The following is a 14401-nucleotide window of genomic DNA, read 5'->3' on the forward strand; positions in this document are numbered from 1 at the left end:
AAAGTGTTTAAGTAAAAAATTGATTTTAAATGTGTTGTAGGTTATTTGTCTATTTTCGAGTTATTCGAAAATACAAATAGGACGTATGATGATATGTATAAAAAGAACCCCCTAAAGGGTGATACCTGTTGTAGTAGTAATAATGGTGCCAACGAAAGTCACCCCGGTAAGGGTGATATCAATAGAGATGATATTTCTTTCGTTATGTATCATGGCGTCAAATATATAGAATTTATGAATTCATAAGCAAAAATTTTTCTTGAATTATTTTTGCGACCGGTTTATTTTGGATTTTACTCTCCAGCCAAGAGAGGATATCGAGGTATAAAAACGCTCGTTTCTCATACGGGTGGTGCTCAAAAACTTTTAGGCGGTCGTAAATTTTTCGAAACTCATTTTTTATTTGATGTGGGTATACATCGCCAAGAGCTTTAATTGACGAAATAAACTCTTTTTGTACTTCTTGAAGATTTTCCATTTTTAATAAAAAGCGATAGGTGTCTTTGAATTGTACTTCTAAATGATAGTCCAAGCCCGATTCGTAATGGGCTATGAGGCTTAATACGCGAGCAAAACACTGAAGGTCTTCTGCTACGTGCAAATTTTTTGATTTGATAATCTTGTTGAGGTAGCCAATACATTCCTTATTTTTCCCCATCCCAAAATACAAACAGGCAATTTTGTAATACATGACAACGATGTGGTGGTTGTCGAGTAGGTTTCTATAGGAATCTATTTTTTCTTCAATAATGGCCACTAAATATTCCCCTTCTTCAAAACTACCTTGCATATAGTGTTTGTGTAAGAGGTTTGCGTAATAATACTGGAAAATTAAAATTTCCGTATTGCTGTTTTTCGGAATTACCTGCTCGTGAATTTGCTGTTCAAACAGTAAAAATTCTTCTTCGAATTTCTGGTAGTGATTAATGAAAAAAAGGCTTTCTAAGAGGTAGTTGACCCCTTTTAAAAAGAAAACTGGATGTACGTTTATTTTTTTTGGATGGCACTTAAAAAGGTTTATCCATTTTTGGGCGTACTTGTAGCTCTGAAGAAAATCTTGTGTCAAAAAACTGTGCCATAAATTGGCTTTGTACAACCAGAGTTTTTCTCGAAATCCCAACAATTTAAAGTCGTATTTCGGAATTCTTGCATTGAAATAGTCATTGACCATTTTTAGTTCTTGATCATTGCGGACGTAGCCTTTTTTTAGTAGAATTCCATAGAGCTGAAGCGACAGGTTTGACAACTTGCTGGTGATTACGTTTTGCTGACTTAGCTCTTTCGCTTGGATGGTTAGTTGGTCGGCTCGTGTGTTAATACTTCTGGTGATGTATTGACTTTCGATAAGTTTTTCAAATTCAACAATTTCATAAGCCATATTCTTTTCTTCACTCTCTAAGGCCATGTTTTTGGCTTTTTCAAGGAGTTTCAAACTCTGTTTGTACAATCCTTTTTGATACAGTACGGTGGCAAAATCTAATTGTTCACGAATTTGAATGCGAATGTTTTTGTGCGATGGATTTAAACGCAAGCTCGTCAGAATTTGTTTGTAGAGATGGGCTTTTAAATTTGAAAGCTGTTGTTTGCTCACAATACCACTTTTGATAATGGCCTTTTCATCGTAGTTTTTTTGCTTTTCTAGCAGCTTAAACAGGGCGAAAAATTTAGCATCTACGTTTCCCTCAAGCCGTCCTATATATAAGTTGAACTGCCTCTTTTCTGATTTAGAAAGCGACTTGATCAAAATGAATAGGGTATCGTTTTGAAGGTTGGTTGATGTAATTGTGTTTCTCATAACTTACTGGTAATCAGTATTTTGTTTTGTTTATTGTTTTGTTAACTTTCGTAAATAGCACTAGCGGATTAGGCTACTTAGAAATTCCAATATATACATTTGATTTTATAATTAAGACAAAAGATTTATAGTTATGTCAAACGATAAAGTCCAAATTTTCGATACGACCTTGCGAGATGGTGAGCAGGTTCCTGGATGCAAATTAGATACGGATCAGAAACTAATTATAGCAGAAAGGTTAGATTTATTAGGAGTGGATGTAATAGAGGCTGGGTTTCCAGTGTCCAGTCCTGGTGATTTTACTTCGGTACATGAAATTGCCAAACTGGTAAAGCATGCGACTGTTTGTGGTTTGACCAGAGCTGTTGAAAACGATATAAATGTAGCAGCTGAAGCTTTAAAAGTAGCGAAAAAACCGCGTATACATACCGGAATTGGTACGAGTGATTCTCACATCAAATTCAAGTTTAACTCAACACAAGAGGCAGTAATTGAGCGCGCTAAGCGAGCCGTTGCCCATGCGAGAAACTTTGTAGGTGATGTCGAGTTCTATGCTGAAGATGCCGGAAGGACAGACAATGCTTTTTTGGCAAAGGTTTGTGAAGAAGTCATTAAGTCAGGAGCCACAGTTTTGAATATTCCCGATACTACGGGTTACTGTTTGCCGGAAGAGTACGGTGAAAAAATTAAGTATTTAAAAGAGCATGTAGCGGGTATTGATAAGGTTACTATTTCTTGTCATTGTCACAACGATTTAGGGTTAGCAACGGCAAACTCTATCGCAGGTGTCATTAATGGAGCAAGACAAATTGAATGTACCATTAACGGTATAGGTGAACGCGCCGGGAATACTGCCTTAGAGGAAGTTGTGATGATTTTAAAGCAACATCCGTATTTGAATCTTCAAACGGATATTGATACGACCCTATTGTACGATACCAGTATGATGGTACGCGAAAAAATGGGAATGATGGTACAAGCTAATAAGGCAATTGTCGGAGCCAATGCCTTTGCTCACAGTTCTGGAATTCACCAAGATGGAGTGATTAAGAATAGAGAAACCTATGAAATTATCAATCCAGCAGAAGTAGGAGTGACGGAAAGTGCTATCGTGTTGACGGCGCGAAGCGGTAGAGCTGCACTGGCCTACAGAGCAAAGAAAATTGGGTACGAATTGACAAAAGTACAATTAGACGCTGCTTACGGAACCTTCTTGAAGTTTGCGGACAAACAAAAAGAGGTGATCGATGATGATATCCATCGAATCATGAGTCAAGTTAATAAAATTTCAAAAATAGCAATAGCCTAATGGGGAAGACATTATTTGATAAAGTATGGGATGCACATGTGGTAGAAACCATTCCGGATGGACCGCAAATACTATACATTGATAAACACCTTATTCATGAGGTTACCAGTCCTCAGGCCTTTAACGAGTTGGAGGATCGAGGGATTCCGATTGCCCGACCTGATAAAATTGTGGCAACAGCCGATCATAATACACCAACAGTCGATCAGCATTTACCTGTAAAAGACGAGTTGTCGAGGAATCAGCTAGAGCAGTTGACAAAAAACTGTGAAAAAAATGGAATTACATTATATGGTTTAGGACATAAGTACAATGGAATCGTACATGTTATGGCTCCTGAATTAGGAATAACTCAGCCGGGAATGACCATGGTTTGTGGAGATAGTCATACTTCGACCCATGGAGCGTTCGGTACCATTGCATTTGGTATTGGAACCAGTCAGGTAGCACAGGTATTTGCAAGCCAGTGTTTACTGCTAGAAAAACCTAAGAGTTTACGAGTTCACGTGAATGGTACACTCAAAAAAGGAGTACTGCCCAAAGATGTGATACTCTATATTATTGCGCAACTCGGTACCAATTCAGGAACTGGATATTTTTGCGAATATGCCGGTAACGTTTTTGAAGAAATGTCGATGGAGGGTAGGATGACCGTGTGTAATATGAGTATTGAAATGGGGGCTCGTGGAGGAATGATTGCTCCAGATCAAACTACTTTTGACTATGTCGAAGGCAAAGAGTTTGCACCAAAAGGAGCTGCATTTAGTGAAAAAGTAGCCTATTGGAAAACCTTAAAAACAGACGATGATGCTGTTTTTGATAAGGAATATTATTTTGATGCAGCAGATATAGAACCTATGCTTACCTATGGGACCAACCCAGGAATGGGAATCAAAATCTCTGATCGAATTCCTGAGTTGAAAGATACATCTTTTGATAAGGCTTTGAATTATATGAACTTCCGAAAAGGAGAGAGTTTAGTGAATACGCCTATAAACTACGTGTTTATCGGAAGTTGTACCAACTCGAGAATTGAAGATTTTAGAGTCGCAGCCGATTATGTGAAAGGAAAGCAAAAAGCGGCCAACGTCAATGCTTGGTTAGTGCCGGGATCGCAGCAAGTGGTGGCGCAAATTAGAGAGGAAGGCCTACATGAGATTTTTGAAGAAGCTGGTTTTCAAATGCGTCAACCGGGGTGTTCCGCATGTTTGGCAATGAACGATGACAAAATTCCAGAAGGAGAATACTGCGTATCCACCTCGAATAGAAATTTTGAAGGACGTCAAGGGCAGGGAGCGAGAACCATTTTGGCAAGTCCACTTATGGCGGCAGCAACAGCCGTAGAAGGTAAAATTATTAACTTTACAAAACACCTCAATTGATGGAGAAATTTCTGAAACTTATTGACACTGCCATCCCTTTGGCAACAGAGAATATCGATACAGATCAAATTATTCCGGCTCGCTTTTTAAAGGCAACGGATAAAGATGGTTTTGGTGACAATGTATTTAGGGATTGGAGGTATACTAAAGAGGGAGATTTGAATACCAATTTTATCCTGAACAATCCCAAATACCAAGGAAGTATTTTAATTGCTGGTGATAATTTTGGTTGTGGTTCAAGCAGAGAACACGCAGCATGGGCTTTATACGGATATGGTTTTAGAGTAGTTATCAGTAGTTTCTTTGCTGATATTTTTAAAGGAAATGCCTTAAATAATGGAATTTTACCTATTCAAGTAAGTCCTGAATTTTTAGAACAACTGTTGGCTTTGATTACGGCCGATCCAACTTCAAGAATTATTGTGGATTTGGAGGAGCAACTGTTGCGTACCGTTGTTGGAAATGTAAAATTTGAAATAGATAGTTATAAAAAGACCTGTTTGTTAAACGGGTACGATGATATTGATTTTTTAGTGAGTAAGAAAAACGAAATCAAATCTTTTGAAGCAACACTTAGCTAAGGAGGATGTTAAAAAAATAGATAATGAAAGCAAATATAACTGTGATACCTGGTGACGGTATCGGACCAGAAGTTACTGCTCAAGCAAAGAAAGCATTGTTGGCAGTTGCAGATACCTTTGATCATACGTTCTTGTTTAAAGAAGCAGCAATGGGAGCCTGTGCCATCGATGCAACAGGAAACCCATTACCAGAGGAAACACTGAGTTTGTGTAGGGCTGGTGATGCCATTTTATTTGGAGCTATTGGTGATCCTAAGTACGACAATGACCCCAATGCCAAGGTGCGTCCGGAGCAGGGACTTTTAAGATTGCGTAAGGAACTTGGACTCTTTTGTAATGTTCGTCCTGTGAAGGCTTATGATGCGCTAATTGAGAATTCTCCTTTGAAAAGAGAGCGTATTGAAGGAACCGATATTAGCATTTATAGAGAATTGACAGGTGGTATTTATTTTGGGATAAAAGAACTTAGCGATGACGGAAAAATAGCCTTTGATGGATGTTCCTACACCGTAGAAGAAATTGAGCGCATTGCTCATTTAGCCTTTCAGGCAGCACAACAACGAAGAAAAAAGTTGACCTTAGTAGACAAGGCAAATGTTCTAGAGACGTCTAGGTTGTGGCGAAAAACAGTGACTGCGTTAGCAGGAAATTATCCGGATGTACAAGTTGATTTTTTGTTTGTTGATAACGCAGCCATGCAATTAATTTTACAACCGAACCAGTTTGATGTTATTTTAACGGAAAACCTATTTGGTGATATCATTTCGGATGAGGCCAGTGTGATTGGCGGATCTATTGGTTTATTGGCTTCGGCTTCTGTAGGGAAAGAGAATGCCTTATTTGAGCCTATTCACGGTTCTTTTCCGCAAGCAAAAGGGAAAGATATCGCAAATCCATTGGCATCAATATTGTCGGCTGCCATGCTATTACAACACCTTGGCCTAGAAAAGGAGGCAGCTGTAGTGGAACGCGCTGTTGAAAAATCGATCGAGTTGGGAATAACCACGGAAGACTTAAATAAGGAAAACCCATTTTCAACAAGTAAGGTCGGGGACTTTATTGCAGATTATATCCAAAATCAAGAGGATACGGATTTAAATTTTCAGAACATCCATATGGGACAAAGTACCATTATATAAATACCCTTCTTAAGAATTAGTTTAACTACAAACAGCGTTATTTCTGAATAGTATTCGGAAATAGCGCTGTTGTATTTCGTTTTGTTTGTTAAAATATTAATAGTCAGTGTTTTAAATTTTGTTTTTCCTGTTTAAAATTAACTTTATGTTGTAGAAATGTTAAAATATTTAAAATTTGTTGAAATCTCATAAAATTAACTTTTTATGTGTTTATAGTTTAAAAAGTTGTGATTTGTTTTCAATTTTATTATTAAATTCGTTCGATTTTAAACCCATTCTACTAATTTAAAGCTAATATTATGAAAGCTACAAAAATGGCCCTTCTATTGGGCTTATCTGTGAGTGTCCTATTCACAGCGTGTTCAAGGGACAATGAACCAACAAATGAACCAAACGCAGCAAACCAAGCAGAAACCCCATGGGTGAAGCCAATTCCACAAAGTGTGGTAGATGCAGCTGCGAAGTTAGAATTAAACGTGAACCATATACGGTATGACAAGTTCTATTTTCCTGATGGAACGTCAGAAGAGCGTTTGTTTTTAGAGGAAGATATTACCATGACTGAAGATCAGTTAATGAAACTTGCTGAATTGCAAGATGCGAGTCCTGGACGTCAATACGCAACAAATAGCCTAGTGTCGCAAGGACGTAATATCTCTATTATCGGGTACACCGGTGGAGGTGGTTTTGGACTGTCGTCGAAAGAGCAAACAGCTCTTCGTTGGGCAGTGGATAACTACAACCGATTGAGCGGTGTATCAATTAGTTTTACTTTGACTTTCGGAACTGACTACCAGAGTAAAGATATGGTAGTTTACCACAATCCTAATCAAAATGGTGCTGGTGGTTCAGCGGGATTCCCAAGTGGAGGAAAGCCTTACAAGTGGGTGCAAATTTACGGGTTGGCAAACTATACGACCAACGTAAATGAGCATGTTATTACCCATGAAATTGGTCACTCAGTAGGTTTTAGACACACAGATTGGTTTAGCCGTCAAAGCTGTGGTCAAAATGTAAACGAAGGATCAGCAGGTGTAGGAGCAAACCACGTGTCGGGTACTCCTACTGGGTACGATTCTACCTCTATAATGCTAGCTTGTTTTAGTTCAGGTGCAGATGGTGAGTTCAATACGAACGACATCAATGCATTGCGAGCAATGTATTAAAAACACAGAAATTGTAAAGAAGGAACCATCGAGTTGTACTCGATGGTTTTTTTATGTAGTCAATTGTTTCATTTTGTCGCGAATAGCGGGCAGGCATAGGTTGTCCTTGCTGCCGATGTGTTGGTGTTTTTTTGTGAGGTCAGGCGAGTAGGTGTCATTGGTGACCTGCGCACCGATACGTTGATAGGCCTCTCTGAAACTGATACCATTTGCTACCAAGGTGTTAATACTATCTACGGTATACAAGTGTTGGTAGGGTTCCTTTTTTAGGTCCGTCGTTTTAACGTGAATATGTTGTATACTGTAGTTGAAAATTTCAAGAACACTGTGCAAGTCGTCAATAGCTTTAAAAGAATTTTCTTTTAGGAGTTGAAAGTCACGATGGTATCCGCTAGGGAGGTTGTTGGTGATTAACAGTGTTTCTGAGTACTGTGCCTGAATTTTGTTACATTTTCCTCTGATAAGTTCGAATACATCTGGGTTTTTTTTGTGAGGCATAATACTACTTCCTGTAGTGAGCTTGTCTGGAAAGCTTATAAAACCAAAATTTTGACTTGTATAAAGGCAAATATCCATGGCAAATCGCGCTAAGGTATTTGCCATGCTACCGAGAACTAAGGCTAAGGTCCTTTCGTTTTTTCCCCTCCCAAGTTGTGCGGCCACCACGTTGTATTTCAAGGTAGCAAATTGTAGTTCATCTGTGGTGAAATTCCTATCTATCGGGAAGGAACTTCCATAACCAGCGGCAGAGCCTAAGGGATTTTGATCGATTATTTTTTTACAGGCTTCCAATAGTATTAAATCGTCGATGAGAATTTCTGCATACGCTGAAAACCACAAACCAAAAGAAGAAGGCATGGCCACCTGTAAGTGGGTGTACCCCGGAAGCGGATGGTCTTTGAACTGCTCAGCAAGTGTGAGTAGGGTGTCGAATAGTGTTTGAGCCTGTTCCTGAAGCAGACTGAGATGTTCTTTGTAATAGAGGTGTAATGCGACGAGCACCTGATCATTACGCGAACGGGCAGTGTGAATTTTTTTTCCAGCTTCACCACAGTGTAAGATAAGTTCGTGTTCTATTTTAGAATGAATATCCTCAAATTCGTCGGTAATGACAAGTGTTCCTTCAGAGAGTTGCTGTGTTAACTTGCCTAAGCCTTGGATCAATGAGTTGAGTTCATCCGTATTAATTAAACCTACTTTAGCGAGCATTCTTGCATGTGCGGCTGAGGCCTGTAAGTCGTATTTTGCAATTGTCAGGTCAATGGTTCTGTCGTTTCCTACAGTAAACTGTTCAATTTTATCATCTATAGTGATGCCTTTTTCCCAGAGTTTCATGAGTGGAATAATTAAATTACGTTGTTTAATAATTGTATGTATTGTTCAATGCCCGCCTCGATTTCACGCAGGTAAATAAATTCGTCAGCAGTATGCGAACGCGTGCTGTCACCAGGACCTAGTTTTAATGAGGGACAGTTCAATACGACCTGATCTGAAAGGGTCGGTGACCCATAGCTCGGCATTCCGAGTTTTTTTCCAGCGAGCACCAATTCGTGATGAGCTGGAATGGACGAGGCGTTGAGGTGTAGTCCCCTAGCAGTCATAGTACACGGAGCGTATTGTTGGAAATAGCGATCGATTTCTTCATTTTGATATCGGTCATTAACGCGAACGTCAACTACGAGGTTTACTTGTGAGGGAATGGCGTTGTGTTGCTTTCCCGCGTTTATTTGACTTACAGTAACTTTTACAGGGCCTAGTACTTCTGATTCTTTTTCGAATTGTACTTGTTGAAACCAACGCAGTACATCTACGGTCTTGTAAATGGGATTGTCGTCATTGGGATGCGCTGCATGACCTGGAGTTCCGCTCACTACAGCGTCGTACACGATTAACCCTTTTTCGGCGATGGCAAGTTTCATTTCTGTAGGTTCTCCTACGATAGCGACATCTATAGGAGGTAGGTTTTGCAGTAGGCTATTCAATCCGTTTGGTCCACTGCTTTCTTCTTCTGCCGTTCCGGCGAAAACCAAGTTGTATTTTAGGTTGGGTTGGGCGTAGAAATACGTGAAGGTTGCTAGTAATGATACCAAGCAGCCACCAGCATCGTTGCTCCCTAATCCGTAAAGCTTACCGTCTTCTCGGATTGCCTGAAAAGGATTTTTAGTATAGCCGTTGTTGGGCTTTACAGTGTCGTGATGTGAGTTTAACAGTAGTGTAGGCAAACTAGGGTTAAAGAATTTGTTCTTTGCCCAAACATTATTATTGATTCGTGTGTAAGCGATTTCGTGTGTTTTACACCAATGTTCTAATAAACTCGCTGTTGCCGATTCTTCAGATGAAAAAGAAGGGGTTTCGATGAGTTGTTCTAACAAGCCAATGGCTTTCGTAGTAAGTGTCTTTAGTGTCATAATTGAACAGTTGTATGTGGGATGTTAGAAAAAAGCATTGCTGGGATTCCAATTTTTACCGCAGTAACACCATGGGTTAAAGCCTCGAAACAGTTGTGTAGTTTAGGGATCATTCCACTAGCGATAATGCCTTCTTGCTGCAGTGAGGTAAAGTCGTCCAAACAGAGTGTTTCTAGCAGGCTTCCCTCGTCGTGAAGATCCTTTAAAACACCTTTTTTTTCGAAACAGTAATAGAGCATTACGTCGAATTCAGCGCTTAAACTACTGGCAATTGCCGCTGCTACGGTGTCGGCATTTGTGTTGAGGAGTTGCCCGTTTTTGTCGTGGGTAACAGCACAAAAGACAGGAGATAACTGCTGTTCTAACAGACTTAGTATTAGTTGAGTGTTTACTTTTGTAATGTCACCTGCAAATCCGTAATCAATATCGGTTACCGGGCGTTTTTGCGCCTCGATACAATTTGCGTCTGCACCGGTGAGTCCGATAGCATTACATTGGGCTCCTTGCAAGGTAGCTACGATATGTTTGTTTAACAATCCGGCGTATACCATGGTGGTTACTTTGAGCATTTCCTCGTCAGTGATTCTTCTCCCTTGATCCATTTTTACAGGAATGCCGAGGTTCTCCGCGAGCGTACTCGCAGTTTTACCTCCTCCATGGATTAGGATTTTTGGGGCGGCTAGTTGTGCGTACTGTTCTAAAAACTCCGTAAGCAGTTTAGGTGAATCGATGATGTGCCCTCCTATTTTTATGATTTTTAATGTTTTCATGAGTTGAGTAATAGTTCTTTAATGACTGCCTGTGCAGCGTAGGTTCTATTGTTTGCTTGTTGTATAACTAGTGACTTTTTACCGTCTAGCACAGCGTCTTCGGTAATTACATTTCTTCGTATGGGCAAGCAATGCATAAACTGTGCTTGATCAAGTTTTTGCTCAGTAAGCATCCAGGAACTGTCTTGGTTTGTAACCTGTCCGTACTGGTTAAAACTGCTCCAGTTTTTTGCGTACACAAAATCCGCTCCTTGAAGTGCTGCTTCCTGATTGTAACTGATAGGCGTGTTTTTAGTTATGTTCGGATCAAGCTCATACCCTTCAGGGTGACAAATGCTAAAGTCAACCGGTTGCTGTTGCATCATCTTGATAAATGAGTTTGCTACAGAGTGCGGAAGGGCTTTAGGGTGGGGTGCCCAAGTGAGTACAACTTTAGGTGTTGATTTTGTCGACATTTCTTTAATAGTGAGTGCATCAGCTAGTGCTTGTAACGGATGAGCTGTGGCACTTTCCATATTGATAATCGGTACTGAGGCGTGTGTTTTGAATCCGTTAATGAGCTGTTCACTGAGGTCTTTTTCCTTGTCAGTAAGACTGGGGAATGCTCGAATCGCTAGAATATCACAGTACTGAGATATTACCTGAGCAGCTTCTTTTACGTGCTCAGCTTTTTCCAGGTTCATGATGCTTCCGTCTTCGAATTCAATAGACCAGGCAGTAGAAATGTTTAAAATGCTCACGTGCATTCCCAGTTGTTCGGCGGCCTGTTGAGTGCTTAATCTCGTTCGTAAACTAGCGTTAAAGAACAGCATGATGAGTCTTTTGTTTTTTCCAATGGCAAGATCTTTAAACGGGTCGTTTTTGAGATTCATTGCCGACTTGATAAGTGATGTTGTAACCTCCTTATCAGGAATATCAATGTAGTTTTTCATGGTGTTAGAGATTTTTTAATTCACTTTTTAGTTTTTGGATAAACAGGTCAATTTCTTCATGCCCAATACAATATGGAGGGAGTATTCTCAGTAGATGAGGGTTTTTTGAACTTCCTGTAAATACTTGCTGATGCTCAATTAATTGTTTCCTTAATTTGCTAATCGGAAAATCAAATTCCAATCCTAACATAAGTCCTCGTCCTTTGATGTGTTTGACCTCAGGGATGGTTTGTACCTGGGCAATGAGGTAGTCCGACATTTTTTGGACCTGTGTTAGTAGGTTTTCAGAGGCCATAATTTCGAGTACGGCTAAACTAGCGGTGCAGGCTAAATGATTCCCTCCAAAGGTGGTTCCTAAGAGTCCATAACTCGCTTTGATTTCAGGACTGATTAGGACGCCGCCAACAGGGAATCCATTTCCCATACCCTTCGCTATGGTAATGATGTCGGGCGTGATCTGGTGTTTTTCAAAGGCAAAGAAATCACCAGTTCTTCCGAATCCCGATTGCACTTCATCTGCAATGAGTATGCTGTTGTGTTCTTTACACAGCGAGGCGAGGCGCTGATAAAAATCGCTAGTCGCTTCTTCTAAACCGCCTACTCCTTGAATGGTTTCAAAAATTACGGCACATATAGCGTGTTGATTGAAGGCTTCTTCTACTGCTGTTAGGTTGCCAAACTCGCAAAACACAACTTCTTGTTGTTGGTTTAAAGGGGCCGTAATTTTGGGATTGTCGGTAGCTGCAACTGCTGCTGAGGTTCTACCGTGAAATCCATTTTTGAAGGCGAGCACTGTTTTCTTTCCATTGTGGAACGAGGCCAGTTTTAAAGCATTCTCATTTGCTTCGGCTCCGGAATTACAAAGGAATAATTGATGTTCTTTGCAAGGAGAAAACTCCTTGAGCTTATCTGCCAATGCAACTTGCAACGGATTTTGAACGGCATTGCTGTAGAAACTAATTTTGCTGAGTTGGTCTTGTAGTTTTTGAACGTATGTAGGATGGGAATGCCCCACAGAGATAACGGCATGTCCACCGTATAAATCGAGGTATTTCAGCTCGTTTTCATCGTAGATGTAGGCTCCTTTTCCTGAAGTTGGAGTTATGTTGTATAATGGGTAAACGTCGAATAGTTTCATGTTTGTTCTTTTTTAATCGTATTAATTTTGTTGAAGGAGCTGAGCATGCCTTGAATTAGCGCTGCACTAAGTCCATTGTTTTCCATGTCGTTAAGGCCTTCTATAGTACAACCCTTTGGAGTCGTTACTTTATCGATTTCTTGTTCTGGATGATTTCCTGTGTGAATCAATAAATTTGCTGCTCCTTGACAGGTGTGCATGGCTAGCATTTGTGCTTCCTTGGCATCGAACCCGAGTTGTATGCCTGCTTGGGTGGTGGCTCTGATAAGCCGCATCCAAAAAGCGATACCGCTAGCGCAGACTACCGTAGCTGCTTGCATTTGGTGTTCAGGGATGAGTAGCGTTGTTCCGAGATGCTCAAAGATGGATGCTGCTTCCTGAATCCGTTCGTTGCCTGGTAAATTAGCGCACAGACACGTCATAGAGGTATTGACTGCAATGGCGGTGTTAGGCATGGCCCTTACAATAGCTGTTTTTGGAGGGCACAGTGCTTCTAATTGCGCTATGCTTACCCCAGTAATTGTTGATATGACAAGGTGTTTAGGACCTAAATGTTCGGCTATGTTTTGCAGTACTGGTTTTAAGTGTTGCGGTTGTACGGCAAGAATTATGATTGCTGACTGCGCAATGGCCAACGCGTTATTGGTAGTCAGGGTTACTTCAGGATAGTGTTGGAATTCATTCAATTCCTCAAGATTGCGTTTCGTGAGGTATAATTGCTCTAGTTGTTCGTTTTTAAGAAGGCCTTTGGCTATTGATTTACCTAGGTTTCCGGCTCCGATGATGGCTGTTTTCATAATGAGTGCTGTGATTAAGTGTTAGAAATAGCTCGCTTTTAATTGCAGACCTGTCGTTTCAGGTAAGTCAAATAGTAAATTCATGTTTTGAACTGCTTGTCCTGATGCACCTTTTAAAAGATTGTCAATGGCACTAGTAATGAGTAGTGTATTGTTGTGCTTATGCAGGTGTATCAGACATTTGTTGGTGTTTACCACTTGCTTTAGGTGCACCGGTGTTGAGGTAACGTGGGTAAAAGGTGCGGAATCGTAGTAACTCTGATACAGGTGCTGCAAATTTGCTTCCGAAGCGTTGATTTCTGTGTAAAGAGTGGCGTATATTCCTCTAGAAAAGTTACCTCTAAACGGCATGAAAAATAGTTGTTCAGTATTTGTGTGTTGTTGAATTTCAGGTAAATGTTGATGGGTGAAAGGTTTGTAATACGAATAATTATTATCTCTCCAAGCGTAATGAGAGGTAGGACTCAGAGAGGTACCTGCTCCTGTTGCGCCTGTTGTCGCTTGAATGTGAACGGGTTTGGTCAGTAATTTTTCGGTGCTCAGTGGAAGTAGTGCTAGCTGGATGGCTGTAGCAAAACATCCTGGATTAGCGATGTTTTTGGCATTTTGAATGTCACTTTTTTGATATTCAGGCAGTCCGTAAACGAAATTGCCGAATTCGGAATTAGCCTGCGCAGTCAGTCTGAAATCATTGCTTAAATCAATGATTTTAGTGTGCTTAGAAAACGAGTGTTCAGCTAAGAATTTTGAGGAGTTTCCATGTCCTAGGCATAGAAAAACACAATCCACATTATCTTGAATAGCACTGCTGAATTTTAGGGAGCAGTCTCCTGTTAAATCCTGATGAATATCACTGATGGCGTTGCCTGCGTTCGAGGTGCTGTATACGAAGCTCAGATGAGCTTTTGGATGGTTGATAAGGATTCTTATGAGTTCTCCTGCTGTATAGCCAGCTCCTCCGATAATACCTACTTCAATCATGAT

At 40.3% G+C, this 14401-nt stretch carries 13 protein-coding genes; 5 read left to right on the plus strand and 8 right to left on the minus strand.

Features of this window, described 5'->3' with window-relative positions:
* Positions 1-232: 232 nt before the first annotated feature.
* Positions 233-1795, minus strand: coding sequence for a hypothetical protein (locus tag ACKTS5_RS05660; RefSeq protein WP_408042876.1), 1563 nt, complete (start codon positions 1793-1795; stop codon positions 233-235).
* A gap of 133 nt (positions 1796-1928) precedes the next feature.
* On the opposite strand from ACKTS5_RS05660, the gene ACKTS5_RS05665 reads away from it, so the two are divergent.
* The 5 genes from ACKTS5_RS05665 (at position 1929) to ACKTS5_RS05685 (ending at position 7372) form a co-directional block, all read left to right on the plus strand.
* Positions 1929-3104, plus strand: a complete 1176-nt coding sequence (locus tag ACKTS5_RS05665; protein WP_408042877.1) for a 2-isopropylmalate synthase — start codon at positions 1929-1931, stop codon at positions 3102-3104.
* Positions 3104-4486 carry a 3-isopropylmalate dehydratase large subunit gene (leuC, locus tag ACKTS5_RS05670; RefSeq protein WP_408042878.1) on the plus strand — a complete coding sequence of 461 codons (1383 nt, stop codon included), beginning with the start codon at positions 3104-3106 and terminating at the stop codon, positions 4484-4486. Before ACKTS5_RS05665 ends, leuC begins: the two co-directional genes overlap by 1 nt.
* Positions 4486-5067 (plus strand): 3-isopropylmalate dehydratase small subunit, encoded by a 582-nt coding sequence (gene leuD / locus ACKTS5_RS05675; protein WP_408042879.1) that lies wholly within the window; start codon positions 4486-4488, stop codon positions 5065-5067. Before leuC ends, leuD begins: the two co-directional genes overlap by 1 nt.
* Positions 5068-5090: 23 nt before the next feature.
* The gene (gene leuB, locus ACKTS5_RS05680) at positions 5091-6206 is read left to right on the plus strand and encodes a 3-isopropylmalate dehydrogenase (protein WP_408042880.1); all 1116 of its coding nucleotides are present in this window, start codon (positions 5091-5093) and stop codon (positions 6204-6206) included.
* Positions 6207-6505: 299 nt separating this feature from the next.
* A complete protein-coding gene (locus ACKTS5_RS05685; protein WP_408042881.1) occupies positions 6506-7372 on the plus strand; it encodes a M57 family metalloprotease in 867 nt (288 codons plus the stop codon).
* A 51-nt stretch (positions 7373-7423) separates the two neighbouring features.
* Here ACKTS5_RS05685 and argH read toward each other — a convergent pair whose 3' ends face one another.
* The 7 genes from argH to argC are packed head-to-tail and all read right to left on the minus strand — an operon-like array spanning position 7424 to position 14398.
* Entirely contained in the window at positions 7424-8707 is a 1284-nt protein-coding gene (argH, locus tag ACKTS5_RS05690; RefSeq protein WP_408042882.1) for an argininosuccinate lyase, read from the minus strand.
* An 11-nt stretch (positions 8708-8718) separates the two neighbouring features.
* The gene (locus ACKTS5_RS05695) at positions 8719-9780 is read right to left on the minus strand and encodes a M20 family metallo-hydrolase (protein WP_408042883.1); all 1062 of its coding nucleotides are present in this window, start codon (positions 9778-9780) and stop codon (positions 8719-8721) included.
* The gene (argB, locus tag ACKTS5_RS05700) at positions 9777-10550 is read right to left on the minus strand and encodes an acetylglutamate kinase (RefSeq protein WP_408042884.1); all 774 of its coding nucleotides are present in this window, start codon (positions 10548-10550) and stop codon (positions 9777-9779) included. Before argB ends, ACKTS5_RS05695 begins: the two co-directional genes overlap by 4 nt.
* A complete protein-coding gene (locus ACKTS5_RS05705; protein ID WP_408042885.1) occupies positions 10547-11482 on the minus strand; it encodes a Rossmann-fold NAD(P)-binding domain-containing protein in 936 nt (311 codons plus the stop codon). Before ACKTS5_RS05705 ends, argB begins: the two co-directional genes overlap by 4 nt.
* A gap of 4 nt (positions 11483-11486) precedes the next feature.
* Positions 11487-12620, minus strand: a complete 1134-nt coding sequence (locus ACKTS5_RS05710) for an aspartate aminotransferase family protein (protein ID WP_408042886.1) — start codon at positions 12618-12620, stop codon at positions 11487-11489.
* Positions 12617-13417: a pyrroline-5-carboxylate reductase gene (proC, locus tag ACKTS5_RS05715; protein ID WP_408042887.1), complete on the minus strand. Its 801-nt coding sequence runs from the start codon at positions 13415-13417 to the stop codon at positions 12617-12619. The genes ACKTS5_RS05710 and proC overlap by 4 nt, the downstream gene beginning before the upstream one ends.
* A 21-nt stretch (positions 13418-13438) precedes the next feature.
* Positions 13439-14398 (minus strand): N-acetyl-gamma-glutamyl-phosphate reductase, encoded by a 960-nt coding sequence (gene argC, locus ACKTS5_RS05720; RefSeq protein WP_408042888.1) that lies wholly within the window; start codon positions 14396-14398, stop codon positions 13439-13441.
* Positions 14399-14401: the final 3 nt, after the last annotated feature.

The sequence above is a fragment of the Tenacibaculum litopenaei genome (assembly GCF_964514025.1).
GTDB lineage: Bacteria > Bacteroidota > Bacteroidia > Flavobacteriales > Flavobacteriaceae > Polaribacter > Polaribacter litopenaei.